Genomic DNA, 24,293 nt, shown 5'->3' on the forward strand with positions numbered 1-24,293 from the left:
TGAACACAAAATCTATATAAAATGGCGGGTTATTATATCATTATTGGTATTTCAATGCTGGTGAGCTGGTGGGTTTCGTCCAGGTTGAAATCAAAATTTGAATATTATTCCAATGTTCATCTTCGAAACGGACTTTCGGGGAAAGAAGTAGCGGAAAAAATGTTGAGAGATAACGGGATTAATGATGTTCAGGTAATATCAGTTCCCGGGCAGCTGACGGACCATTATAATCCGGTAGATAAAACAGTAAACCTTTCAGAAGGAGTATATATGCAAAGAAATGCGGCAGCAGCAGCAGTGGCAGCCCATGAATGCGGACATGCAGTACAACATGCGGTAGGATATTCAATGTTGAATTTACGTTCAAAATTGGTTCCTATTGTTAATATAAGTTCCAGTTTGATGCAGTTTGTCCTTATAGCTGGTATCGCTATTATGGCAGCCTCAAGATCAATAGAAAATCCAAATGGAAATACAACGGTTCTTGCCATCGGTGTAGCAATGTTTGCAATGACTACTTTATTTGCATTCGTGACACTTCCGGTGGAATATGATGCGAGTAACAGAGCAATGAAATGGCTTAAGGATACAGGAACTGTAACAACGGAGGAATTTGTTGGAGTGCAGGATAGTTTAAGATGGGCAGCGCGTACTTATGTGGTTGCAGCTTTAGGATCTTTAGCGCAACTTCTCTACTGGGGATCATTGCTTCTCGGTGGAAGAAGAGATTAATTTTACAGATTTAATATGAAATATAGAACATCTCAGATATTTTTGAGGTGTTTTTTTTATCAAATTTTAAAGATCATTAATCATTAAATTCAAATGTTACATGCTGCATTTCCGTTAGCTTTTCGGTAATACCTTCTTTTTGCGCGAGTTTAAGAGAAGCGGTAAGAATACAGTTTTCATTCGCATCAAAGCTTAAAACTTTGGCATCAAATTTTGAAAGTAAAGTAAAAATAATATTCTGTTGATTGAAGTTAAACTGAATCTCAATTTCAGTTTCCAGTTCTCTGGTAATGATATTGGCTTCTTCGAGCGTGATCTTTGCAGATTCTTTATAGGCTTTTACTAAACCTGAAACACCTAGCTTTGTTCCGCCATAATAACGTACAGAAATGACAAGAACGTTGGTGATTTCATTAGCCAGCAATTGGTTGTAGATAGGCAATCCTGCACTTCCGGATGGTTCTCCATCATCGTTTGCTCTGTAATTTTCACCGGAAAGTCCCATTCTGAAAGCATAGCAATGGTGTGTGGCTTTTGGATGTTCTTCCCTGATTTTTTCCAATGCAGCCTTGAGCTCGTTTTCATTGGTAACCGGAAAGGCAAATCCTATAAACTTGCTTCCTTTTTCTTTTAATAAAGTATTTTCTATGGGTTTTTCTATGGTTTTATACTCAAACGTCATTCTGTATTCCGGCTTTATTTATGCAAAAATATGTATTCTAGATCATAATCATAAATTAAGCCGTCAAAATTTGACGGCTTATATTTTTATTGAGTATCATTCTTTTTAAATTCCATCGCCACAAAGGTCCATTGGAATCAGGCACATATAGCTTGTCGGACCACAAAAATCCTGAGGACATTTGTCTCTACATCTTGTAGGCTGTCCATTAGGTAGTGTACATGTTACAAAAACAGAACCTCCATGAATTGTTTTCAATCCTGTTCTGGATAATTTTTTTAGATTTCTCATGATAATTTTAGTTAATTAATTTGTACGATGTAATTGTATTAACATGGAAATGATCCATCTACCCAAGGTGGTGGGCAGCTCATGCTTGAAGGTGTCGGGCAGCAATGTTGCCATTGTGGTGGGTAATATGAACAACATTTAGGAGCAATACCTCCGCTGACCTTTTTTAAGTTTTGTCTTGAAACTTTCTTTAAATTTTTCATGATAATATTTTTTGATATTACTAATGTAAAGAAATTATTTCAATTTGGAGTGATAAAATGTGTTAAATTGACTTGTAAAAAGAAATAGTGTTATCTCTGTAATTTTCTGTTTTATAAGCTGTTTCGATGAATTCAGGAGCTTTGGTGCCGTTTTCTAACTTTAGATTTTCATTTCTAATAATAATAGCTTCGTCCCAGAGTTTGGCATCAATAAATTGCTGTAATGTGAAGCTTCCGCCTTCGATAATAACAGATTGTATCTGCTCTTTATATAAAATGTTCATCAGATGATTCAAAAAGTTTTCCTTTTCTATTGTAATGAAATGGATATTATTTTCAGAGCCTTCTTTAATGGTATTTAAAACAAGAGTTTTAGTTTCGTTGTTGTAAATTTTAAAGGTATCAGGAATTTTTAAATCAAAATCAATTAAAATTCTGACAGGATTTGTTCCTTCAACATTTCTTACGGTTAAGCTGGGATTATCATTTAAAGCTGTTTGAGTGCCTACTAAAATAGCATGTTCATCAGCCCTTAATTGATGTACAAACTGATTGACCAATGTATTTGAAATTGCTGTAGGTTTAAAATCCTTATCCAAAAAGCCATCACCGGATTCTGCCCATTTTAAAATGATATAAGGTCTTTTCTTTTCGTGATAGGTGAAAAATCTTTTATTCAGTTCAATACATTCGTTTTCAAGAATTCCCGACACGGCTTCAATGCCAGCGTCCTGGATAATTTTCTTTCCTTTTCCGTTCACTTTATCATGAGAATCCATAGCTCCGATTACTACTTTTTTAAAGCCGAGTTCCTTTATTTTTAAAGCACAAGGTGGTGTTTTTCCATAATGTGCACATGGTTCCAATGAAACGTAGATAGTAGATTCCGGAATGAGTTCTTTATTTTTGATGGAATTGATAGCATTGATTTCAGCATGGTTTTCTCCTGCTTTATGATGATAGCCTTCACCGATGATTTCCCCATTGTGTACTATTACACTGCCAACAAGGGGATTTGGGTAGGTTTTGCCTATGGCTTTTTGAGCCAGTTCAATGCATCTTTTAATGTAAAATTCGTCGTTGTTCATATATATAAAAAGAAAAAGCGAAGACAAATTGCTTTGCTCCGCCTTTGTATATTTGTTAAGACTTATTCTCCGGCAATAATATTGTGAAGATTCTGCTTTAATGTTTCCAAATGAGCTTTTTTCTCATCAATTGTATTGTAAGTATCTCTTAAAAGAGGGTTTTCTCTTGATGGCTTATTAAAGAAAGAAAGGTTGTTTTCTAGCTTTACAATTTCAGCTTCAAGATCAGAAATCTGATTTTTAATCTTTCTTGCCTTATCAGTAAGCTGGTTTTCAGATAAACCTTCTTCTTTTAATTCAAGCTCGTTGATTTTATTGATCTTCAGTTTCTCTCTTAAAGTCTTGTTGAATTCAGTATTGATAGAGATTTTATCTCTTGGAACTTTTCCAATATTATTCCATGCTGTTTTAATCTGCTCAATCTTTTCAATACTTCCTTCTTCGTTGCTTACTGTTTTTAATTCGTCAAGAAGAGCTCTTTTATTTTTAAAGTTTTCTTTCCAGTTATCTGTGGAAGTATTGCTTTTCTCTCTGTAATTATTGAAAAATGCGTTACAAGCGTCACGGAATTCATCCCAGATCTTATTGGTCATGCTCTTTGGAACATGTCCTATTTTTTTCCAGTCTTCCTGAAGCTTTTTGAATAACGGTACGGCAATATCCCATTCTTCATTATTCTGATTGTCCTGAGCAGTCTGGATCAGTTTTAATTTTTCTTCAAGATTTGCCTGCTGAGAACCTTTTAAGGATTTATAATAATTGTTTTTTGTTGTATTAAATCCTCGGAGTGTTGTTTTGAAATCATTCCAGTTTTGATTGGAGAGTTTTCTAGGGACACTTCCGGTCTTTAAGAAGTCGGAACGTAGATCTTCCACTCTTTTGATAGCATTTTGCCAATAATTGTGGTTAGGAGTTTCCGATGGCTCAGAAAGCTTCTTGATTTCAGCAATGATTTGGCTTTTCTTTTCAAGGTTGGCAGCCTGTTCTTTTTCAATAGATGCAGAAAGTTCAGATTTTCTTTCGTGGATTTTGTTGGAAATTTCTTTAAACTCTTCCCACGTTTTTTCACGGAATTCTTCAGCTACTGGCTCAGCTTCTTCTTTCCATAATTTATGAAGATACTGAAGCTCATTTAATGCTTTTTGAATTACAGGTTCGTTTTCAAGTTCTTGAGCTCTGGCAATAATGTGCTGTCTTTTTTCAAGATTGTGACTGTATTCCTGCTCTAGAAATTCTTTATTCAAATCCAGCATCTGATAAAATTGGTTCAGATGGTGGAAATAATTATTATTAAGGATTTTAAATTCTGATTTGGCTACCTGTCCGGCTTTTGACCATTCTTCTTTGATTTCGCGGATAGATTTGAAAAGGTTGGTACCAGGTTCAGAATTGGTGTATAGATTTTTTAATCTTTCAATGATACTTTGACGGTGATCAAGATTTTTTTTCTGCTCCTCTTCCTGACCTTTTTGAAAGTCATCATGTTTTTCTTTGAAGATATTTACTAAAGCCGAAAACTTTGTTTGTAGAGGATGTTCGTAACTGAAATTTTCAGAAGAGTTTCCAGCCTCTGCATATTCATGCTTTTTATCTTCTATTTCATCATGAATATAATGACTTGCTTTATCCTTCAGCTGATTGAATCTTTTAAAGTTTTCACCAGCATTGGGAGTGTTGATTATTTTTTCCATTTCCTTTAAGGCATCAGCCAAAGAAATATCTACATCTTCATGTTCTTCCATGTGTTCAGTATCATCTTCATGAGGGGCAGCATCATGAGAATTTGTATTTTCTGATGTTTCCTGAGATACTTCGTTAGGATTTTTCTTTTCTTCGTTTTCAGAAAGATTGTTTTCTGTAATCATAGCAAATCTTTTATGTGAGTGGCGTTAATATCCTTTATGTATAGCTTTAAAGTCAATTAAAGTACTAATTTATGTTATTTTTTTTGAAAATTCCAAATTTCCCAAGCTTTTTCTGCTTGTTGTTCAAGCATATAATAGCCGTTTACAGTTTTTGCTCCTTTTTCAGATGCATTGATGATAAATTGAGTATAATTCGGGTTGTATATTAAGTCGATAACCAGATGTTCCTCAGAAAGCCCATCAAAAGGGAACTTTAAGCATTCTTCCACATTCGGGAATGTTCCTACAGGAGTACACTGGATGATGATCGTGTGTTCCTGAACTGTTTCTTTATCTAGGTTTTCAAAATTAATTTCTGTACTTCTTGAAATGGTTTGTGAAGCGATGTTGTGCTTATCCAAAACATATTTTACAGCTTTTGCAGCACCACCGTTTCCTAGAATTAATGCTTTATCCTGGTTGTTTTTTTTATGAAGAAGTAACGTTTTTTCAAATCCGAATGCATCAGTGTTGTATCCTGTTTTTTTACCATCCTGAATTAAAACACAGTTTACCGCGCCTATTTTTTCAGCTTCATCACTTAGCTCATCAAGGTAATTAATGATCTGTTCTTTGTAAGGGATCGTGACATTGAATCCTAAAAGTTCAGGTGATGAGAATAGCTTTTCTACTTCACTGATTTCATTAAGGTCAAAAATATCATAGGAAAAGTCCTTAAGCATAAGCTTTTGGAATTTGTTTTCGAAGAATTTTTTAGAAAAAGAGTAGGAAATATTACGTCCTATCAATCCTAATTTTTTATTGGAATCCATATGATCAAAATTAAAAAAAAGACCGGAAAAATCCGGTCTTTTAGTGTGAAATATTTTGTAATAATTATTCTACAATGAATTTGGTAGAGAAATGATCTGTTTTTAGGATATAAGTTCCTTTTACCAGTCCTTTCAGGTTGATTTTGTTTGAATTTTTGAAAGGATTTGCAATCACTTCTATCACTTTTCCGGAAAGATCATAGATTTCTGCTTTTGAAATTTTGTTCAGGTTCTCACCTTTTACAAATAATTCGTTGTTCTTAACCGGGTTAGGGAAGATTGTGAATTGAGATTTGTCTTTTTTAATTTCAGAAGTTGCTAATGATCCGTTGTAGCAAGTCCAGCTAAGATCGTCAATGGTGGGTCTATTGGATGTTGTACTGGTAATTTTTATCGTTATATCCCCACTGATATTGATGTTATCGATTGTTGTTGTGGTGGCTGTAGTAGTATAAGGAATAGTACCTACATTAGTTCCGTTAATGAAAACATTTAAATTTCCATTTGAACCTGAGAATATACGTTTAGTTGTTAATGTTATACTTTTAATACCTCCAGCGATAGAGGAACTTGTAAGCTCTCCGTTTCTGATGGTTATAGCTCTTGATGTATTCAGTGGTTCATCTATTTTTGTGTTGGTTGCTTTCCATGTGATATCATTATTTGTCCATATTCTTTCACTGTAAGAATTGTCAGTACCTGTAATGCTATCAAAATTTTCTGTTCCACAACTTCCTGTTCCGACAGGTCCGTCGAGTGTAACTCCAGTTGCTACAGTACTTTGAGGGGAAGAGTTTCCAAATGCATCTTTGGCAATTAAATAGAAATTATAGGTAGTTAAAGGAGATAATCCTGTTACTGTTGTGGAGGTTGCAGTTCCTGATACAGAAGTTTTTAGTGTTCCATTTACATAGATATTATAAGCTACTACACCTACATTATCTGTTGCGGCAGTCCAGGTAAGGTCTATGGAGTTTGAAGTGGGGTTGCTGGCTACTAAATTTGTAGCTGCTGTAGGGTTTTCTGTATCCGGTGTCAGGTCTCCCCATATTTGCATTACATATTCAGGGTGGTCTATAAACGGATTTCTATTCCCCTGATAAGTAAATGATGCATTGTTTCTGGCTGTTTCTTCTGCAGATACGGGATCCATAAGATGCCATTCCAGATATTGTTGTAATGCCCATGGTTGTAAACCCGGAAATGCAGTGTTGGTAAGCATTCCACCTGACGAGAAACCTTGAAGTTTGTCTTGATATCTTGTTACAAAATAAAATATCATTCTGGCAACATCTCCTTTAAATGCATCGATAGGTTCAAATACAGTTCCTGAATAACCCTGCGAAGCAGAAGTCCCTAATTTGGAGCCATTTTGAGACAGATATGAAACATTGGTTCCCACTATTCCAAAAGGATAATCAGATCGTATGCCATTTACTTTACCGTCAACTGCACGGATAAAATGAACATCTGCCACCATTGGAGAAGCTTCATTAAATAAGCTTTGAGGAATGATGTGCTCTCTGTTGTAGCAAACTCCTTCACCAGAATAGTTTCCACACTGGTTGGTAATCGGGGTGTAATTATAAGGGTCTTGTCCATTAGGATTTTCAGAATATATATCCAGGATTGTACCGTCATTTTCGTAAAAATAGTCACGGTCCGTAGTAAGATAAGCTGTCCATAAACCTCCATATCCATGATCCTGATGTCCTTCTGTAATAATGTTCTTTAAGGAGGTTTTAAGTGCAGAACCTGTTAATCCATTGGCGGGTGTATAATATCCGTCAGGGATTTGTGCTAAACCACTGACAAATGTGAAAATTAGTAGAAAAAAGGATAAAATTCGTTTCATTTTTTTAAAATTGGGGCGTAAAGGTACGAAAAAATGAAACCCTAAAAAGTTGTTTAGGTTAAATATATAAACTTAATATATTAATTTTTAGTAATATACTCTTTGCTGATCTTTGAGAAGAACCATGAGATTGCAATTCCGAATACAGAAGCGGTAAGCGCTACGATGAAATAGTTCTTTCCAACTATTTTTACAGGGAATGGGAGTGTTTCATTGGCTCTGAAGAATTCAGTATATAATTGGAAATAGCATAATGCTGTCCCAACAATTAATCCCGAAATTACTCCTGAAATAACGATAAGTATACCTGTGTAGAAATAGGTCATTCTTAAATGACTTAGAGGGAATCCAAGTGAGATAAGAGATTTTGCCTGTTCTTTTTTATCCAGCTGAAGGATAATAATGGCTCCGGCAAGATTAAATGTTGTAATAAAGATTACCAATGCAAAAATCAGGTAAATAAACATTTTCTCTGTATTGATCATTTTCCAGAAGGCGGCATTTTCCTCTTCTTTGGTTTTGATCTCGACATTCTTTCCAAGAGAAGTAAGTAAATTTTGTTTTACTGAATCGGCATTTTCCGGATTTTTTAACTTAATAACAATCTGGTATGCTGAATTTCTTGGAAGGTTTAATAATTCTTCAGTAAGTTCAATGGGAGAAATGACATAGCTATCCAGCTGATCTTTTCCCGGAAAAACTCCCGTCACTGAAATATCTCGTTTGTTGTAAATATCTTCTTCTTTACTGATAATTCCGGTTCCTGGCTTCGGCATAAATACCGTTGCATAATGATTGGAAGAATCTACCGGAACAGACAACCTGTTGTTCAGGCTGTTTTCCATCAGAACTTCATTAGAATATTTGAAACTTGGGTAAGTTCCATAAAAAACTTCCTTATTAATAGGATTTACATTTACATAAGCGGAATCTACACCTCTCAAGTAGGCAATATCTCCTTTACCATTAAAGCTAATATATACTTTTTCTTCAATGATGCGGGAGTAGCTGGCGATCTCCTTATTGTTGTTCAAAACCTTTTTAACCTGATCCAGATTTTTAATGGTTTTACCTGTTGAGCTTTTTAAAGTAAGATCAGCATGAAGATTAGAGATTAGGTCTTTATTCAGGTCTTCAAGTCCTGAAAATACGGAAATAATGACGAACATTGCAGTCACAGCAACCATCATGGCACCTACGGATAACCATGTAATAAATGTAACTGCAGTACTCCCTTTTTTAGCTAAAAGGTATCTGGATGCTATGTAAAATGCAATATTCTTCAAAATCTATAAAACAGGGTTGTCTCCTTCGCCTCTTAATTCTCTATCCAATCTTTCTACATCATCAAGGGCGGTATCCAGATAAAAGTTAAGCTGTGGGATGATACGTACCTGTTTTGCCATTTTCTGACCAATAAAGTTTCTGTACTGAGGTTTATTTTCTTCTATCTCCTTCATTACAGCAGTACGAAATTCTTGTGGGAAAATGCTTAAATAAATTTTAGCAATACCCAAATCAGCCGTTACTTTTACGTCTGAAACGGATACTAATATACTTTGTTTGCTGTCAGCAGCTTGTTTGCGGAAAAGCTCTGCGAAGTCTTCCTGAATGATCTGAGCTACTTTTCTTTGTCTGTTACTTTCCATAATTTATGCAAATTTAGTACTTTTGTTTGAATTGATACTTTGAAATTAAGCAGGAGTATCAAATTTACGATTAATTATACTCATTAATAACTATGAAATTAGAACATATCGGTATTGCAGTAAAGTCTTTGGGGATCTCGGACGAACTTTTTACAAAATTATTGGGAAAAGAATCCTATAAAAAAGAAACGGTGGAAAGGGAAGGGGTGGTAACTTCTTTTTATGAAACGGGAGAGAGTAAAATAGAATTATTAGAGGCGAGTAATCCTGAAAGTCCGATCTCAAAATTCATTGAAAAAAAGGGTGAAGGTATCCATCATCTTGCTTTTGGGGTTGAAAATATCGTTGAGGAAGTGAAAAGACTGAAAAAAGAAGGGTTTCAATTTATCTCTGAAGAACCGAAAGAAGGTGCTGATAACAAAATAGTTGTGTTCCTTCATCCTAAGTCGACAAACGGAGTGTTGGTAGAACTTTGCCAAGAAAAGCAATAAAAAATTTTGTAGTGAAATAATTTTTACTATTTTTGCAAACACAAAATTTAACCAAGTTTTGAGGTCCTATAGCTCAGTTGGTTAGAGCACCTGACTCATAATCAGGTGGTCCCTGGTTCGAGCCCAGGTGGGACCACTACAAAAACTCGACAAGCCCCTATTTATGGGGCTTTTTTATTTCCAAAAATTACAACGCTGAAATATACGCTTAAACTTCCTCGGAAAAGCCTTGCTGGATTGACTTCGCAAGGATGTAGTTCTATTTTAAAATAAAAATTAAAATGATTTTGTGACTATAAAACTACAGAAGTTATTTTCCTATTTTATATCTGTGTTGCCTTTACCTAAAGAGATTGAGAAAATTTCCATTTTCGTCAATCTTCCAAAATCTTTATATATCCTCGAATATTTTTATATTAGTTCCTTATAAAAGTCTTGTTTATATGTCTAAACATCAGTTATCTCAAATATCTATTAAATCAGTTATCAAAATTTTTACATTTTTAGATTACTTTTTGGAGGAGGAAAGCCTAAATCCTCAATACTTTAAAGATAACATGGAGAAATTTACTTTTCAAGAGAGATATTTTTTATACTTGTATGCATCTGAGTATTTTTCGGATAATAATGATAGCTTCTTAAATCAATGGATGAATAACATTGCTTCTAACAATGGGATTGATGTTACCGTTGACTATTTAACACTGATAGATAACAATGCCAAATCTCTCAGAAAGATTACTAACGACCAGAAGTTAAAGACAATTGAAAAAGAATTTTTAAATTTAAAACAAACAATAGATGATGAGAATAAGTATATTATTGAAAAAACAATTCCGATTTTCGAAGAAGATAACGGAGACTTTAGAACATATCAGAAAATACCGTTGTATGTAAGTCACGAACATCGAGAGAATTTTAAAAATTTTTTCTTTAAAACATTAAAAGATTCTTTAGATTCAGGCTCCATAGAAAAACTGTACTTTAATACTTTCGAATTTACTGGAAATATTACTGAATTAAAATTACTGTATCTAAGAGTAGATCAGAAATCTTTATTAGAACAAGCTTTCAAAATTATTACTAATCAATATAAAGAGGATATTCTAGAACGTATGAAGGCAAAGTATATTGATAAAATTAATTCCAAAATTGAAGAGAGATTAGCCAATGCAACAGTTGTACGAAAGAGATTTATTCCTAAAAAATTACGGTATACTAAAGTTACTCGAATACATTTTATGAAAGCATTATACAACGCTTTCCCTCATATTAGAAACGCTTATGACAAATCTCTTATCACAAATCCTTCTTTATCACTAGACCATTTTCTTACAACACGAATTAAAAATCTCAAAAAAGCGTAAAATTTAAATCTATCCATATAAGAATTTACGCGTTCTTAAATTCCCTTATTGTTCCTTATAATTTTGCTTTGTCAAGTTGAGACAGAGCATGGATAACAACGCACTAACATACCATTTGATAAAAGTCTTTTCGGAACTGGAGATTCGGATAGCAGGGAGAGTACTATCTCTGCTGACGGAGCAAGGCATAGCTGCAGGAGTGCCAACAGGTTCAGAGAAATTTTTAACAGATAAACAGTTGTGCGAACATCTTCAGATCTCAATTTCACACTTCCACAACTTTAAGAAAGCTAATTCCAATTTCCCTTCTTATGCGATCGGTAAGAATGTTCGGTATAAGCTTTCTGAGGTGGAGGAATTTTTAAAGTCTAACCCCAAAAAGTAAAGAAATAAAATGGGAAACAAAGGAAAAATAGAAATTCCGTTTGAGGTTACTGATAAAGGTAAGGTGAGGTTTGATACTTACGGATATATAGGTTATGCCGAAGATTTGGGATTCAGAAGAACTAAAATCTTTGAAGTTGAGCATCTTGTCAGAATACAGAATAATATTGTAGGGATCGTCAGTAAATCGGACATCATACAGACAGCACTCGAATATCTTGACGAGAATTTTGATCAGGAATCAGAACTCGAGTACGGAGTAACCAAATATGAAATCAAAAATGCTTGGATCAATAAAGCACGGCAGATTTCAGAAGATGCAACATTATCGTTTTTGCGATATGAAGAGCTTAAACCACTAAGGGATACACAGGAAATAAGCTATTTCTGCTACCAAAATACAGTGGTAAAAGTACAGGCAAAAACTCTCGAAACTGTAGATTATGAGGATTTAGAACATCATGTTTTTTACGATCAGATCATTCAGAGGGGTTTTAGTTATAATGAGCCTTGTTTGGAAGAGTTTATTCCATTTAGAGCGTTTATACACAACGTTGCGGGAAATATAGAAGAGAGAATTCTTTCATTCGAGGTAATGATTGGCTATATGCTTCATACATTCCAAAATCCTGCATTGGCAAAGGCGGTGATACTGCTTGATAGTATTGTTAATGAGATCGGACTGATAGAGGGAGGAACAGGAAAATCCTTGTTGGTAAGAGGCTTAAGCTATATGAGGTTTCTGTGCAATATTTCAGGAAAAGATTTTTCCAGCAGTTCCGGTTTTGCATTCCAAAGGGTAACGCCTTTCACCAGTATTGTAGCCATTAATGATATTAAAGAAAATCAAAATTTTGAGGGATTCTTTGGCAGAATAACAGACGGGTTTACCATAAGCAGGAAGTACAAGCATGATATTTTTATCGCATTTGCGTATGGTCCGAAAATGATTATCACAAGCAACTACTATGTAAAATCTCCGTCAGGAAACAGTACAGAAAGGAGAAAACATGAAATTGAACTGTCAACTCACTACGGAAAAGATTTAACAGTTTACGATGACTTCGGACATCACTTCTTTGATGAGTGGAACGAGAATCAATGGTTAGGGTTTGACCACTATATGCTACACTGCGTTAAACTGTACCTTGAAAAAGGTTTGATAAAAGCGCCTCCTATCAACTTAGAGTTAAGAAAACTTATTAGCGAGGTTGGACTGGAACTGATGGAATTTTTAGATCAGATATTACTGACCAAAACCAAGCTTCATAAAAAAGAATTATTTGCTGAATTCAGGAAAGAATCAATAGGATCACGATATCAGCTGAGTTTGAGAGGATTTACCATAAGGCTTAAAAAATATCTGGAATATAAAGGTATAGGCTATGTAGAAACTCCGAGTAATACTAAGGTATTTGTTGAAATCATTACCGCAAAGCCTGATGAACAGTTGCTTTTAACGATCAATGATGTTAAGACTGACTACAAAACCGTTGATACTCCTAATAAAATGACACGATTAGTCAATCATTTACAGAAATTTTTCAGTACTGATAATAGCACCAAAAATTAACAATTAAAATTTAAACAATGGCAAAAGTAATAATAAAACAAAAGATTCTTGTCATAGACTTGGAGACAACAGGATTAGACCCATTTACAGACCATATAGTGAGTGTTGCTATATCTATTGAGAAAGGAAAGGGATTTAACATCGTTCTCCCTTTTTATAAAAATAAAGCTAAGGCTAAAGAATTCTTACAACCATTGCTTCCGATACTTGAAGATAAAACAATAACTAAAGTATTTCACAATTCCAAATTTGATTTGAAATTCTTTCAGCAGTATGGTATTGAGATCAAAGGTGAAATTATCGACACGATGATTTTAGATTATCTCTTGGATCCCAACCGCAAAACACATGGATTGAAAGAAATTTCTGAACTCCATCTACACTATCATCAGATTTCCTTTGAAGAAATGAGGAAAGGCAGGGATATTACTGAGGTTCCGAAAGAAGAGCTTACGAAATATGCCTGTGAAGATGCAGACCTAACCCTACAATTGTACCATTACTTAAATCAACAATTAAATCACAACTAAAATGGATATAGCAATCAATACATTAGAACATCAATTAATTAATGTTCTCGTTAAAATCGAACTCAATGGTATAAAAATAGACATCAAAAAATTAAACGGTGTAGAACATCAGCTATTGAACCGACTACATACGACCACCGAAAAAATAATGGAGGTTGCAGGAACGGAAATCAACCTTAACAGCAATGAACAGCTGAGTACTCTGCTTTTTGAAACGTTGGAACTTCAACCGAAAGTTACTTCCAAAGGTAAATTAGGATTGATTTCTGTTGATAAATTGCACTTGGCAAAACTTAAAGACGACCACGAAATAATATCCCTCATCTTGGATTACAGGAAAATCAACACTTTGTTAAGTTTCTGTAATCAATTGAAAGAAGCTCACCCAAAAACAAAGAGGCTTCATTGTAACTTAAATCAGATAGGAACGGCAACAGGACGATTTAGCTGTAGTAATCCGAATCTACAGAATATTCCTAATGTAAAATTAAGGGACAAGGACAACGAAATTGATGAACTTAAAATTATCGCTTCCAAGTTCAGAGAGGTTTTTATTGCTGAAAAAGGATGTGTGCTGATTGGTGCGGATTATTCACAGATCGAGTTGAGGGTGATGGCAGAAATGAGTCAAGATGAATATTTATTGAAAGCCTATAATAATGATATAGATATTCACAGATTGACCGCTTCTAAAGTGTTCAATTGCAGTAAAATTTCAGAAGTAACGGAGGAACAAAGGAAAATTGCCAAAACAATCAACTTTGGACTAATCTACGGAATGTCAGCGGTAGGTTTAGCGGAATCTCTTACAGCAATTACAAAGAAACATCATTCTAAGGAAGATGCTGAAAAAATGATGTCAGATTATTTTGCTCAGTTTAAAGGGGTAAAATCCTGCTTGGAAGGATTAGTAGATTATGCAGATCATCATGGTTATTCCAGAACTCTATTCGGAAGAACCAGACCAATTCCTCAGCTCGCTTCTAACGATATGGCAATTCGTGAAAAAGGGAAACGCCTTGCAATGAACTCTCCTGTACAGGGAAGTGCAGCCGATATTATTAAAATGGCAATGGTGAACTGTGATAAAGCCATTGCAGAGAAAGGTTTGAAGTCTAAAATGATCCTTCAAATTCATGATGAGTTGCTGTTCGAAGTTCCCGAAAATGAAGTGGAAATCATAGAAAAACTTATAAAATATGAGATGGAAAATGTCGTAAAACTTTCTATACCTCTTACAATAGAGCTTGGTAAAGGGGCTAATTGGGCAGTTGCCCATTAATAATATTAACAATTAAATAAAATATCATGAACCACAATAATTTATACAAAACGCAGGTAGACTTTATATCTATAAAGGTAGATGAACAAGAAGTATTAAATTTGAACTGGGATAATCTTATTGATCATCCTACTTTACGTAACCAGTATACATTAATTGAGAAAGTTAATCCAAATTACAAAAACTTCTCTCTTTATGTTAAGAATTCTGGAGAGGTTATGATTAACCTCAGCATTCCATATTTTTTATTCGGACATAATTACCATACAGTAGAAAATGAAGAATTGCAGGATTTTTATGTTATCATTAAAAAGATTCTCGAGATAGATATTAAAAAATCAGAAGTCATTGAACTTGAATACGGAGGGTACTGTAACTCAGAGATAAATGCTGAACAATTTCTGAAGAAAATTTTGAGGATGCATAATCATGATCTTATTTATTCAAAATCTTATATGAAGATGTTTGAAGATAAAAAACAAGGTATTTGTTTCAAAATATATGACGCTGTTGAAAATGCGAAGCAAAAAAGAACTTACACTGCCGAACGTTTTATTAACGAACATATTATCAAATATGAAATAAAAGTGAAAAAACCTGAGATAATTTTCAAAAGTAAATTGTTGTTCGAAACTCTACTTGTAGAACCATCTCAAAATTCAGCTTTAGTTCAACTTAAGAGAATGCTTACTAAATTAAAAAATCAATTGGTTCTGCCTTACGAGAAAAAAGTAGAACCTGTAAAGTATGATTTGATAAATATTATTTATACAGCATTGAAAAATATTGAGAATCGTCATCCTGAAAATATATCAATATTTAAGCAACTAATGGATGTAATTGATGAGAGCCCTTTGTCTTCTTCCCAAAAAAGCAAGAGAAGAAAAGCAATTCAGAAGTTGGAAGAGGAATATGACTTTTTACCATTCTAATAATAATTTTAGCCCTAACCGTTGTAGCACATTAGGATTTAGGGCTAAAGTTACTACAACAAAACTATGCCGCAAAATTCACAATTAGCAATTTAAAAAATTAAAATAATGGCAACATTTAAATTTATCCTGAGTAAGCTTGATTATCAGAAGAAAAAGAAAAGTCCTGAATCCCTTTTGATGCTGAGGTATACTCATAAAAAGAAAACAACCCATTTTTCAACTCATAAGAATATTGACGAAAAATACTGGGATGAGAGAACACAGATGGTAAAGAGGAGTTATCCTGGCTCTGACAGGTTCAACATTTACATTAAGGGAATTCGTCAAAAAGTGGAAGATATTGTTAATGGTATGCTGATCGAGGGTAATGATCCTACTACTGATTATGTAAAGTCTGTTTACAATGCTGATAAGAATGGGACGGAGAAAAAGAAACAATATACTTTCTTTGAATATGCTGAAAAGTACTTAGAAAATGGTAAGAACCGTCTTACAGCGAGTACGATTAAAAGCTATCGTACTGCTTTACACAAGCTTGAAGATTATCAAGACTATAGTAGAAACAAATTAGACTGGATGAGCTTTGATATTGATTTTTATTATGACTTCATGGATTTCTATACAGGAATTGAAGGGCTGACTAATAACGGTTTTGGTAAAATCATTAAAAATCTTAAAGCGATTTTAAACTCGGCAACTGAGGACGGTTATAACACTTTCACAGGATACCAGCATAAAAATTTTAAGACCGTAAGAGAAGATGTCAATAATATTTATCTCAGCGAAGAAGAGATTTCCAAGCTTTTAAAATTGGATTTAAGTAGTGATAAAACAATGGAAAGAACGAGGGATTTATTTGTCTTCGGTTGTTATACAGGGTTAAGGTTTAGTGATTTTAGCCAAGTAAAGCAGGAGCATATTGTTGGTGATATTCTTAGGATTAAAACCATAAAGACGAATGAATGGGTAAATATTCCGATTCTTCCAGCAGTGAGGGAGATCATGGATAAGTACAAAGATAATCCGAACAATCTTCCGAAATCTGTATCTAATCAAACAATGAATAGAAATTTGAAAGTGTTGGGCGACTTGGCAAATATTAATGATAAAATTCTAAAAATTAGAAATAAAGGGAAAGAAAGGATTGAAGAAAATCTTTTGAAATATGAAATGATTTGTACTCACACTGCAAGAAGATCCTTTGCTACTAATATGTTCAAGAGGGGTGTTCCTACAAGGGTAATTATGAATATTACAGGGCATAGAACTGAAAAGGCATTTAACAGCTATATTAAAATATCACAGGATGAGAATGCAGAACTATTGAAAGAGTATTTTAGTAAATCTGCCTAAATTTAAAATCAATACCAAGTATAAACCTGCTTCTGGCAGGTTTTATTTTTTATATATGATTAATATTTTTACATTTAAGCCAATAATAACCATTAATAAAAAACTAAGATGAGTTTTAGACTTATTGCAATAAGACCATTAGCGAATTGTAATCCTAATTTTCTAAAAAATTTACAAATCGGAAATATTTATAGATTTTATAATGATTACACTTTTGATCTAGATAATGACAAAAAGGAAGTGGAAAAAGTTACTTACAATCCCTCTATTAATGAAAATCTATATAATAGGGGAGATATAAAAATAAATGTTTCAGCTATCGTAGGTAAAAATGGAAGTGGTAAAAGTACTCTTATAGATTTATTAATATGTGCAATAAATAATATATCGTTTGCATATGGTTTTCAAGTTAATTTTAGTGGTTTAAATAATGAAATCAAGCTTGAGCATATTCCCGAGATAAATCTTGAATTTTATTTTACTGATGTAAATGGATGTATAAAAATTATAGTTCGTGACAATTCAATAACTGTTTCAAAGGGAAAGTTTGGAAGAAATTTTAGACAACTTTTAATAGGAACTGAAGAAAAAAAATCACAATTATTTAAAAAATTTATAGATGGTAACTTTTTTCATACTCAGATTTTAAATTATTCTCTGTGGGCATATAATCATCATGAAATGGGATATAAAAAGGATAAACCTGGTTTCTGGATTAATAATTTATTTCATAAAAATGATGCTTATCAAATTCCGATTGTTTTAAATCCTTATAGACAGCAAGGAGGAACAATAGCTCCAAGCAGGGAAAAAGAGTTGGCGGAATCTAGGTTAATTTCAAATATCCTGCAGCCACATCATAATGCAAAGCGAATTACAGATAATTTAATTGCAGAAAAGTTAAAATTGAAATTATTGTCGGTTTCTGATTTTCAAAATCAGTATCTATATAGGGATGATACCAAGCAAGGTGTTAAGTTTAATGATGTGGAAATTAACTTACAGATTCTAGAATTATTATTTAAGAAACATGGACTGAAGTTAGGGAGTTTTGAAGATGAAAAATGGGAAATTGTAAAGATTTATTTAAATTGCAAAATAGCTAAAATAGCTACGAAATATAAAGAATACACAGATTATTTTGATCGTAATAAGCGAAAATTTTACGATGATAAAATTAAAAAACTTGTAGATAATCTTTATAAAGATTCTACTCATATTACTTTAAAATTACGACAAGTATTTAACTTTTTAAAATATTCAGAAGAGCTAAATATTAATTTGAGCAGTACAAATATATTTACTGCTTCATATTCTAAATCAATTACTGCTTTACAGGTTATCCATCCAAATTTGAGTGTTGCAGAGCTGGTTCCTCCACCAATATTTCGGATTGAAATATTATTAAGTTCTAAGAGTAAAAATAAAAATATACCATTTAAATCTTTAAGTTCTGGGGAAAGGCAAATAATATATATATTGAATACTGTTTTCTATCACTTATATAATCTTAATTCCGTTAAGAAAAAAAAAGATAAGATAAAATATACTAATCTCAATATTATTCTTGAAGAGATAGAACTATATTTTCATCCGGAATATCAAAGGGTGTTTATCAATCGTCTACTAAATGGAATAGAGAATCTTAATTTGTCTGGAGTAAATTTGAATATATGTTTTGTAACTCATTCTCCATTTATCTTATCAGATATCCCAGTTCAAAATATAATGTTTTTGGAAATGGATGAATCGACAAATGAACATGGAGAAAAAATAAATTCTTCAAAACAAATATTTAATAGAGATAGGACTTTTGGTTCTAATATTCATGATTTACTTGCAGATAGCTTCTTTATGAAAAATGGTTATATGGGAGAATTTGCAACAACAGTAATTGAAAATTTAATAAAAGAACTAAAGAAAGAGAAAACTACAAATCAAGCTATGGAAAAAGATATTATAGACATTATAGGTGATTTTGTTATTAGGGAAAGATTGATGGATATGTATGAAAATAAATATCAAGAATCTACCTACCAGAATTTTATAAAGGAAGAATATAAAAAAATATTTGGAAATGATAATAATTGATTTAAAGAACAGGTTAGATAAAAAGGAGTTTAGATCTATAATTGATTTTGAGTTAGAATATTTATCAAAATTTAAAAAATATACAAAACCCGAGGATAAATTAAGTGATTTAAAAAAGAAAGTAAAAGATTCAACACAACGAAAAATTATTAATTATTTGCTTAGGAATTTTGATACTATAATTACTGAGAAACCAAATAAACTAAAAATAATAATAGATCATTTTAAAACTCAAAGATGGGAAGAGATAATCTATGAAAATTCTGAAATTACAGCGTTTGGTACTGAATTATTGGATTGCTTTGGTTATAAAGATAGATTTAGAGATGGTAAAAACAGAGGAGTTTGGCTTGCAGAAAAAATCAATTTGAAATCATGTTGTTACTGTAACGCACAGTATGGAATTACAATAAAGGGTAAAAAAGCCTTGTTTCAATTTGATCATTTTTTTCCAAAAACAAAATATCCATATTTATCAATTTCATTATACAATTTAATTCCTTCATGTGCTAATTGTAATAATACAAAAAATAATGCTGATTTAAACTTGCAGGAGCACTTTCATCCTTATTTCAATAATTTGTCTGATCTAGCTAAGTTTTATTTAGAGTATAATCCAGATCCTAGAAAGATTTTCTCTCTTAAAGAATTAAAAAAACAGGATTTAAAAGTAAATTTTATTCCAAAGGTAACTGATACTTTTGATGTTGTTTCTAAACATAATGAGCTTTATTCTATAGAAGATATTTACAATTGCCATCATGATATAGCTGATGAGATTCTTATGAAGTCTGTGATTTACACACGGAAGCTTATTAAAAATCATTTAAAAATAGAAGGATTGTTTCCTGATAAGAAGACCTATTTAAGATATTTATTTGGTAATTTTATAAATGAAAAAGAGATTCATAATCGTCCGCTTTCAAAATTTACACAGGATTTATTGAAACAGTTTAGAATTATAGATTCTCACTGATTTCTTGATATAGTTTTCTTTCAGTGTCTTTTTATTAAAGAGGAAGGCACTCAAAGAAACGTGGGTTTATCTGCGGATCCAGATCTTAAGAACAGAAAAACTTAAAAAGAAATATGACATAACCTCTTGTTAAATATAAGTTTGCAAACATTTAATTATTTAACACGACGAAGTCCAGAAGTAATTTTGAATTAAACAACATAGGTTAGTTATAATTCTAAAATATTGATAAAGTATTCAAACTGAAAATTAAATAATTCGTTTGTAGGAAATGTTTTCAGTGATGTTCTACAAAATCAATTGTAAAATCTGATACAGATTCCCGATTAAAAATTTTCCAATGGAGAATAATGTTTAAAAGCACTGACAGGGTTTTATTTGATTTCATTTATTCAAAGGAACACTATTAAAACAGTTCAATACTATCTAATTTCAATAGCTACAATCATTTAAACAACAAAGAGGCTTTTATTGATATTACGAAGAAAAAAGAAAGAGAGGCGGTTTTTACCGCCTCCAGCCGGTTAACAGTCATCTTTTTTTTAATTAGGGTTTTTAATTGAACTTTTTAATTATGTCATTAATTATAAATGCATGATTGGTAAAAATGTAATGCATATTTGGTGAAAATGAAATGCAAACACTGTGATATTGAAATGCAGGATCGTTAAGATTAAAATGTAATATTAGGTGAATTGAAATGCATGATTGGAGATAAAGTAGTACTGTTACTTCTTGAAAAAAAGGAGTAGTAGAGTAGTTTATATGGAAATAATCATATGAAACCTCTTGAATACAACAAAGGGATCGAGTGGTACTAAAATGAAAGAGGACATGCATTTTTATAACCCGTGGTAGATTAAACCTCTTGAATTCACTACTACTACTACTACTACTACTACTACTATTAGTAAGGAAACAGAATTTATCACATAAAAAAATAGTACAGTGAAAAGATATACCGAAGGGAACTTTGAAGATGAGTTCGCACCGCATTTAGGGTTTACAAGGAAATTGATAATAGAAATTCCTTTTGAAATCTTATCAAATAAAGAATTGTCGCTAAATGAAAAGCTGATGTTGGGCTTGGATTTTTCCCTGAAAAAGAAACTCGGATTTAATCAAATGACAAATAAAAAAATTGGAGAATTCTTGAATCTACATCCAAATATTGTTGGAAATTGTAGAAAGAATCTTTTAGAAAAGCAATATTTAATCAAAAAAGGAAGACAATATTTCTTAACTGACCATTATAAAACTATTCATGAAGCAGAAATTAATGATACAGACAAAATAGAAAATACAGACAGAAGAAATATTAAGTTGCCTATTGAAATTTACTCCAATAAAGATTTGAAAACAGGAGAAAAACTGCTGTGGGGAGAGTATAATTCAATGAGCAAAAGTATTATAGAGTATTTCGCAAAAAGGGAGTATACTGCAAAACGATTGAATGTAAGTGTGGAAAGTATTTCAAATTGGACAAAAGCTCTTTATGAAGAAGGTTTACTTGAGGAATACAGAGTTATAAGTGGATACTGTATTAGGCGAAAAATAATTATTACTTGCAGTTTTGATAAAAAGTAAAATTGAAATACAAAACTGGTGCTTTATACTGCTCCTTTATATAAACATTGTTTTTAACGAAGTAGATTAATTTAAAATTGACTTTGATGTTAGGCACTTACAATGAATTTTAACACTATTTTTGAATGGAGAATACCACTTAGATAAAGTTTTATACCATTTAAGATGAACGAATTCAAATTATCATTGGTGGAGGAAACATAAAAATGTTGTTTAACACTATTAAAATTAATAGCTTTACGGTAGTAAACGGAAAAATAAAATATAAGATAGAAATATTTAAAATTAGATAAAAACATATTGCATTTCGCAAACTGATTTCTGTAATCGAAAAGTCGAAAATTTCAAGTACAACAGGAAGGAGTTTAGCAAAATGCTCAAGCTAAGGGCTTGGGCATTGCTTTACTTTGTTGTACAGGGCTTCGACTCCCTCGATTACGGGTATTGACAATGTCTCAAGCCCGTTTTTTGTTTTCATACATCATTACGGGTTTCAGTAAAGAATATTAAAAAAAGAATTATAAAATTGAACACTAAACCCCTAGCTATGAAAGAAATCAACATTGCTTTATTGTGTTTTCTAACATTAATAACTACTGCCTGTAATCAATCCATAAATCATAAATATGATGGTTCGTATTCTATGAATATTCAGATGTTTGGAATGGCTAATTCTAAAAAGGATTTGATTATTAATGGAAACAAAATTAAATACATTGGTGAAATTTGGAATTGTAAACAATATGATGATAAGGTGGATGTTGAAAACGGAAAAATGATATTTACATATGTTGATGGAGATTTAGTTGTAAATGTTCCAATGTTAGGTAAAGTTCGATATATAAGGATTTCAGGAGATAATGATCTAACAAAAAATAATTAACAATGAAAAAAATACTCCTGTTTTTTATTTTAGCGGTGTTATTATCGTGTAAATCTGAAAGTTCCTTAGATGGAATTTACGAATATGTATCAAGTAAAGGAAATAACGGAAATCTTTATGAAAGTGGATGTTCTATTGTCGGTTATATTGAATTAAAAGATGGATACTATTATAATGGAATAACTAAATCATCGCAAAGATTTCCGTTTAAAGTTGAAAATGATAAAATTATCATTGATAACCCAGATGGAGGACAGTTGATTATTGATATAATTGATGAAAATACAATTGGATTAATGGGATGCTTATTTCGGAAAAAAGAAAATGAAACACAGCCTGTAGAAGATACCAATGAAAACACTACTAAAAAAGAGAATGATAAGAGCATTAATATTTCAAATACAAAAACAGAAGAAACTTCATTGAATTCTCTTAGAAAATTTAATGGAGAATACTCTTATGATGTAAAACTTTTAAGTAATCCTATTTTAAAAAGAAGATTAATAAGCTTAATTGGAAAGAAAAGATATGAGTATATGAAAACTAGATGGGCAGTTGAAGGAGAGATTATGGTCGAAAATGACATTTTAGAAGCAGGAGGTTGTGAGGTTCATAATTGTGATATGACTAATTTCATTATAGTAGTAGATTTAAAAAAGGATATTTTATATGTGGGTTATATGGTAGAAGGAGAAATAAATAAATTTGGAGAGACTGATGATTTTCCCAAACAACTATTGCAGTGGGAACAGGAAAATATTAAAAATGAAAACGAAGTGTTTTGAAATTAAATAAGAGTAATGCAAAGAACTATTAAGGTCTTCTTTTAAAAGAGGACTTTTTTATTATACAGATAAAAATAAGAGTTGTTGTAAATTTAATTATTGAAAAACTATTACATCTTAATGCTGATGATTGTTATATTTGATATTGAATGGTGATTACTAGAAAGATATGAATACAACTGATTTAAAATTGAAATTTGAATTTCAATTAGCGAATAATTTTTTAGAAATGAAAAAGATTCGTTCGTTCAAGAGCTTACAACTTTTATTAGATAAATATGGCTATTATGAAGGATCAAAAAGATTAATAAATGATCAGGAAACGAATGGCTTAAGAGATTTAATTTTGGCTGATAGAATGACTTATCGATAGATACTTAGCTTTGTTAGAAGAATTTCGACCTTTATTTAGTGAAAATGAATTAAAAAAGTGTAGAAGAAAATTAGGAATCTCCTAAAACTGATGTAGTATTAATATATTGCTATTCGATGTATAGAAATATCTACGATTTATATATTAAAAGGCGTTCTAAAAATAACAATAAAAACATATAACTTAATTGCAGAATTACATCTGATTCTTTTAATCCGGTTTTGAGTTCCATTGCAAACTCCAAAACTAAATACAACTTGGAAATCGAATGAAAATAATGTAATAGATGAATTGAAATCGTGTACTGTTTCTGTAGAATATTTTAGTTATCCAGTAAAACACTTATTTACCCAATACTATATCAGTAAAGAAGACCAAATCAAAAATACTTCCGAAAAAATATTAATGCCTCAAAGAGATGTGGCAGCATATGAAATACTAAAATTGATGTAATTGAGAGCATATATAATCCAAACTATGCATTTGAATTAACTGACATTTCCAAA

General features: G+C 32.0%; 22 protein-coding genes and 1 tRNA gene. 14 read left to right on the forward strand and 9 right to left on the reverse strand.

All coding sequences use genetic code 11. The annotated features are described in order from the left end of the window. Positions 1 to 21: 21 nt before the first annotated feature. Positions 22 to 732 carry a zinc metallopeptidase gene (locus AC5YGG_RS16465; RefSeq protein WP_496145541.1) on the forward strand — a complete coding sequence of 237 codons (711 nt, stop codon included), beginning with the start codon at positions 22 to 24 and terminating at the stop codon, positions 730 to 732. A gap of 76 nt (positions 733 to 808) precedes the next feature. Here AC5YGG_RS16465 and AC5YGG_RS16470 read toward each other — a convergent pair whose 3' ends face one another. From AC5YGG_RS16470 to rbfA, 9 genes are all read right to left on the reverse strand, one after another. Further along, on the reverse strand, positions 809 to 1,414 hold the full coding sequence (locus AC5YGG_RS16470) for an IMPACT family protein (protein WP_496145542.1): 606 nt from the start codon (positions 1,412 to 1,414) through the stop codon (positions 809 to 811). A gap of 105 nt (positions 1,415 to 1,519) precedes the next feature. Next, on the reverse strand, positions 1,520 to 1,705 hold the full coding sequence (locus AC5YGG_RS16475) for a bacteriocin-like protein (RefSeq protein WP_496145543.1): 186 nt from the start codon (positions 1,703 to 1,705) through the stop codon (positions 1,520 to 1,522). Between the two features lie 38 nt (positions 1,706 to 1,743). Then, positions 1,744 to 1,908 carry a bacteriocin-like protein gene (locus AC5YGG_RS16480; RefSeq protein WP_496145544.1) on the reverse strand — a complete coding sequence of 55 codons (165 nt, stop codon included), beginning with the start codon at positions 1,906 to 1,908 and terminating at the stop codon, positions 1,744 to 1,746. Positions 1,909 to 1,970: 62 nt separating this feature from the next. Continuing rightward, positions 1,971 to 2,996, reverse strand: a complete 1,026-nt coding sequence (gene ribD / locus AC5YGG_RS16485; RefSeq protein ID WP_496145545.1) for a bifunctional diaminohydroxyphosphoribosylaminopyrimidine deaminase/5-amino-6-(5-phosphoribosylamino)uracil reductase RibD — start codon at positions 2,994 to 2,996, stop codon at positions 1,971 to 1,973. Positions 2,997 to 3,058: 62 nt separating this feature from the next. Beyond that, entirely contained in the window at positions 3,059 to 4,861 is a 1,803-nt protein-coding gene (locus AC5YGG_RS16490) for a DUF349 domain-containing protein (RefSeq protein WP_496145546.1), read from the reverse strand. A 74-nt stretch (positions 4,862 to 4,935) separates the two neighbouring features. Next, the gene (locus AC5YGG_RS16495) at positions 4,936 to 5,673 is read right to left on the reverse strand and encodes a shikimate dehydrogenase family protein (protein WP_496145547.1); all 738 of its coding nucleotides are present in this window, start codon (positions 5,671 to 5,673) and stop codon (positions 4,936 to 4,938) included. Between the two features lie 64 nt (positions 5,674 to 5,737). Beyond that, on the reverse strand, positions 5,738 to 7,528 hold the full coding sequence (locus AC5YGG_RS16500; protein WP_496145548.1) for an endonuclease: 1,791 nt from the start codon (positions 7,526 to 7,528) through the stop codon (positions 5,738 to 5,740). Between the two features lie 80 nt (positions 7,529 to 7,608). Then, positions 7,609 to 8,814 (reverse strand): ABC transporter permease, encoded by a 1,206-nt coding sequence (locus tag AC5YGG_RS16505; protein ID WP_496145549.1) that lies wholly within the window; start codon positions 8,812 to 8,814, stop codon positions 7,609 to 7,611. A 3-nt stretch (positions 8,815 to 8,817) separates the two neighbouring features. Beyond that, on the reverse strand, positions 8,818 to 9,177 hold the full coding sequence (gene rbfA, locus AC5YGG_RS16510) for a 30S ribosome-binding factor RbfA (protein WP_065396629.1): 360 nt from the start codon (positions 9,175 to 9,177) through the stop codon (positions 8,818 to 8,820). Between the two features lie 92 nt (positions 9,178 to 9,269). Between rbfA and mce the strand changes: the two genes are divergently transcribed. From mce to AC5YGG_RS16575, 13 genes are all read left to right on the forward strand, one after another. After that, positions 9,270 to 9,668 (forward strand): methylmalonyl-CoA epimerase, encoded by a 399-nt coding sequence (gene mce, locus AC5YGG_RS16515; RefSeq protein ID WP_496145550.1) that lies wholly within the window; start codon positions 9,270 to 9,272, stop codon positions 9,666 to 9,668. A gap of 62 nt (positions 9,669 to 9,730) precedes the next feature. Beyond that, positions 9,731 to 9,804: transfer RNA gene (locus tag AC5YGG_RS16520), tRNA-Ile, on the forward strand. A gap of 307 nt (positions 9,805 to 10,111) precedes the next feature. Continuing rightward, positions 10,112 to 11,035 (forward strand): hypothetical protein, encoded by a 924-nt coding sequence (locus AC5YGG_RS16525; protein ID WP_496145551.1) that lies wholly within the window; start codon positions 10,112 to 10,114, stop codon positions 11,033 to 11,035. Between the two features lie 394 nt (positions 11,036 to 11,429). Continuing rightward, positions 11,430 to 12,992, forward strand: a complete 1,563-nt coding sequence (locus tag AC5YGG_RS16530) for a hypothetical protein (protein ID WP_496145552.1) — start codon at positions 11,430 to 11,432, stop codon at positions 12,990 to 12,992. Between the two features lie 17 nt (positions 12,993 to 13,009). Next, positions 13,010 to 13,522, forward strand: a complete 513-nt coding sequence (locus AC5YGG_RS16535; protein ID WP_496145553.1) for a ribonuclease H-like domain-containing protein — start codon at positions 13,010 to 13,012, stop codon at positions 13,520 to 13,522. A gap of 1 nt (position 13,523) precedes the next feature. Next, positions 13,524 to 14,804 (forward strand): DNA polymerase, encoded by a 1,281-nt coding sequence (locus AC5YGG_RS16540; protein ID WP_496145554.1) that lies wholly within the window; start codon positions 13,524 to 13,526, stop codon positions 14,802 to 14,804. Between the two features lie 26 nt (positions 14,805 to 14,830). Continuing rightward, complete coding sequence (locus AC5YGG_RS16545; RefSeq protein WP_496145555.1) at positions 14,831 to 15,736, forward strand: hypothetical protein; 906 nt, start codon at positions 14,831 to 14,833, stop codon at positions 15,734 to 15,736. 108 nt (positions 15,737 to 15,844) lie between these two features. Next, positions 15,845 to 17,092: a site-specific integrase gene (locus tag AC5YGG_RS16550; protein ID WP_496145556.1), complete on the forward strand. Its 1,248-nt coding sequence runs from the start codon at positions 15,845 to 15,847 to the stop codon at positions 17,090 to 17,092. A 108-nt stretch (positions 17,093 to 17,200) separates the two neighbouring features. Continuing rightward, on the forward strand, positions 17,201 to 19,183 hold the full coding sequence (locus AC5YGG_RS16555) for an AAA family ATPase (protein ID WP_496145557.1): 1,983 nt from the start codon (positions 17,201 to 17,203) through the stop codon (positions 19,181 to 19,183). Further along, positions 19,170 to 20,159 (forward strand): HNH endonuclease, encoded by a 990-nt coding sequence (locus tag AC5YGG_RS16560; RefSeq protein WP_496145558.1) that lies wholly within the window; start codon positions 19,170 to 19,172, stop codon positions 20,157 to 20,159. The genes AC5YGG_RS16555 and AC5YGG_RS16560 overlap by 14 nt, the downstream gene beginning before the upstream one ends. A 948-nt stretch (positions 20,160 to 21,107) precedes the next feature. Further along, a complete protein-coding gene (locus AC5YGG_RS16565) occupies positions 21,108 to 21,746 on the forward strand; it encodes a hypothetical protein (RefSeq protein ID WP_496145559.1) in 639 nt (212 codons plus the stop codon). Positions 21,747 to 22,293: 547 nt separating this feature from the next. Continuing rightward, the gene (locus tag AC5YGG_RS16570; protein ID WP_496145560.1) at positions 22,294 to 22,629 is read left to right on the forward strand and encodes a hypothetical protein; all 336 of its coding nucleotides are present in this window, start codon (positions 22,294 to 22,296) and stop codon (positions 22,627 to 22,629) included. A 2-nt stretch (positions 22,630 to 22,631) separates the two neighbouring features. Next, positions 22,632 to 23,414, forward strand: coding sequence for an Ivy family c-type lysozyme inhibitor (locus AC5YGG_RS16575; RefSeq protein ID WP_496145561.1), 783 nt, complete (start codon positions 22,632 to 22,634; stop codon positions 23,412 to 23,414). Positions 23,415 to 24,293 lie beyond the last annotated feature (879 nt).

Source organism: Chryseobacterium sp. CS2K3 (assembly GCF_059515185.1).

What these genes read in the sequence shown, in the direction of transcription:
- AC5YGG_RS16570 (WP_496145560.1), top strand. Translation starts at nt 22,294, where the DNA reads ATGAAAGAAATCAACATTGCTTTATTGTGTTTTCTAACATTAATAACT.
- AC5YGG_RS16555 (WP_496145557.1), top strand. Translation starts at nt 17,201, where the DNA reads ATGAGTTTTAGACTTATTGCAATAAGACCATTAGCGAATTGTAATCCT.
- ribD (WP_496145545.1), bottom strand. Translation starts at nt 2,996, where the DNA reads ATGAACAACGACGAATTTTACATTAAAAGATGCATTGAACTGGCTCAA.
- AC5YGG_RS16545 (WP_496145555.1), top strand. Translation starts at nt 14,831, where the DNA reads ATGAACCACAATAATTTATACAAAACGCAGGTAGACTTTATATCTATA.
- AC5YGG_RS16535 (WP_496145553.1), top strand. Translation starts at nt 13,010, where the DNA reads ATGGCAAAAGTAATAATAAAACAAAAGATTCTTGTCATAGACTTGGAG.
- AC5YGG_RS16530 (WP_496145552.1), top strand. Translation starts at nt 11,430, where the DNA reads ATGGGAAACAAAGGAAAAATAGAAATTCCGTTTGAGGTTACTGATAAA.
- AC5YGG_RS16490 (WP_496145546.1), bottom strand. Translation starts at nt 4,861, where the DNA reads ATGATTACAGAAAACAATCTTTCTGAAAACGAAGAAAAGAAAAATCCT.
- AC5YGG_RS16470 (WP_496145542.1), bottom strand. Translation starts at nt 1,414, where the DNA reads ATGACGTTTGAGTATAAAACCATAGAAAAACCCATAGAAAATACTTTA.
- AC5YGG_RS16465 (WP_496145541.1), top strand. Translation starts at nt 22, where the DNA reads ATGGCGGGTTATTATATCATTATTGGTATTTCAATGCTGGTGAGCTGG.
- AC5YGG_RS16475 (WP_496145543.1), bottom strand. Translation starts at nt 1,705, where the DNA reads ATGAGAAATCTAAAAAAATTATCCAGAACAGGATTGAAAACAATTCAT.
- AC5YGG_RS16550 (WP_496145556.1), top strand. Translation starts at nt 15,845, where the DNA reads ATGGCAACATTTAAATTTATCCTGAGTAAGCTTGATTATCAGAAGAAA.
- AC5YGG_RS16525 (WP_496145551.1), top strand. Translation starts at nt 10,112, where the DNA reads ATGTCTAAACATCAGTTATCTCAAATATCTATTAAATCAGTTATCAAA.
- AC5YGG_RS16560 (WP_496145558.1), top strand. Translation starts at nt 19,170, where the DNA reads ATGATAATAATTGATTTAAAGAACAGGTTAGATAAAAAGGAGTTTAGA.
- AC5YGG_RS16480 (WP_496145544.1), bottom strand. Translation starts at nt 1,908, where the DNA reads ATGAAAAATTTAAAGAAAGTTTCAAGACAAAACTTAAAAAAGGTCAGC.
- AC5YGG_RS16500 (WP_496145548.1), bottom strand. Translation starts at nt 7,528, where the DNA reads ATGAAACGAATTTTATCCTTTTTTCTACTAATTTTCACATTTGTCAGT.
- rbfA (WP_065396629.1), bottom strand. Translation starts at nt 9,177, where the DNA reads ATGGAAAGTAACAGACAAAGAAAAGTAGCTCAGATCATTCAGGAAGAC.
- AC5YGG_RS16575 (WP_496145561.1), top strand. Translation starts at nt 22,632, where the DNA reads ATGAAAAAAATACTCCTGTTTTTTATTTTAGCGGTGTTATTATCGTGT.
- AC5YGG_RS16540 (WP_496145554.1), top strand. Translation starts at nt 13,524, where the DNA reads ATGGATATAGCAATCAATACATTAGAACATCAATTAATTAATGTTCTC.
- mce (WP_496145550.1), top strand. Translation starts at nt 9,270, where the DNA reads ATGAAATTAGAACATATCGGTATTGCAGTAAAGTCTTTGGGGATCTCG.
- AC5YGG_RS16495 (WP_496145547.1), bottom strand. Translation starts at nt 5,673, where the DNA reads ATGGATTCCAATAAAAAATTAGGATTGATAGGACGTAATATTTCCTAC.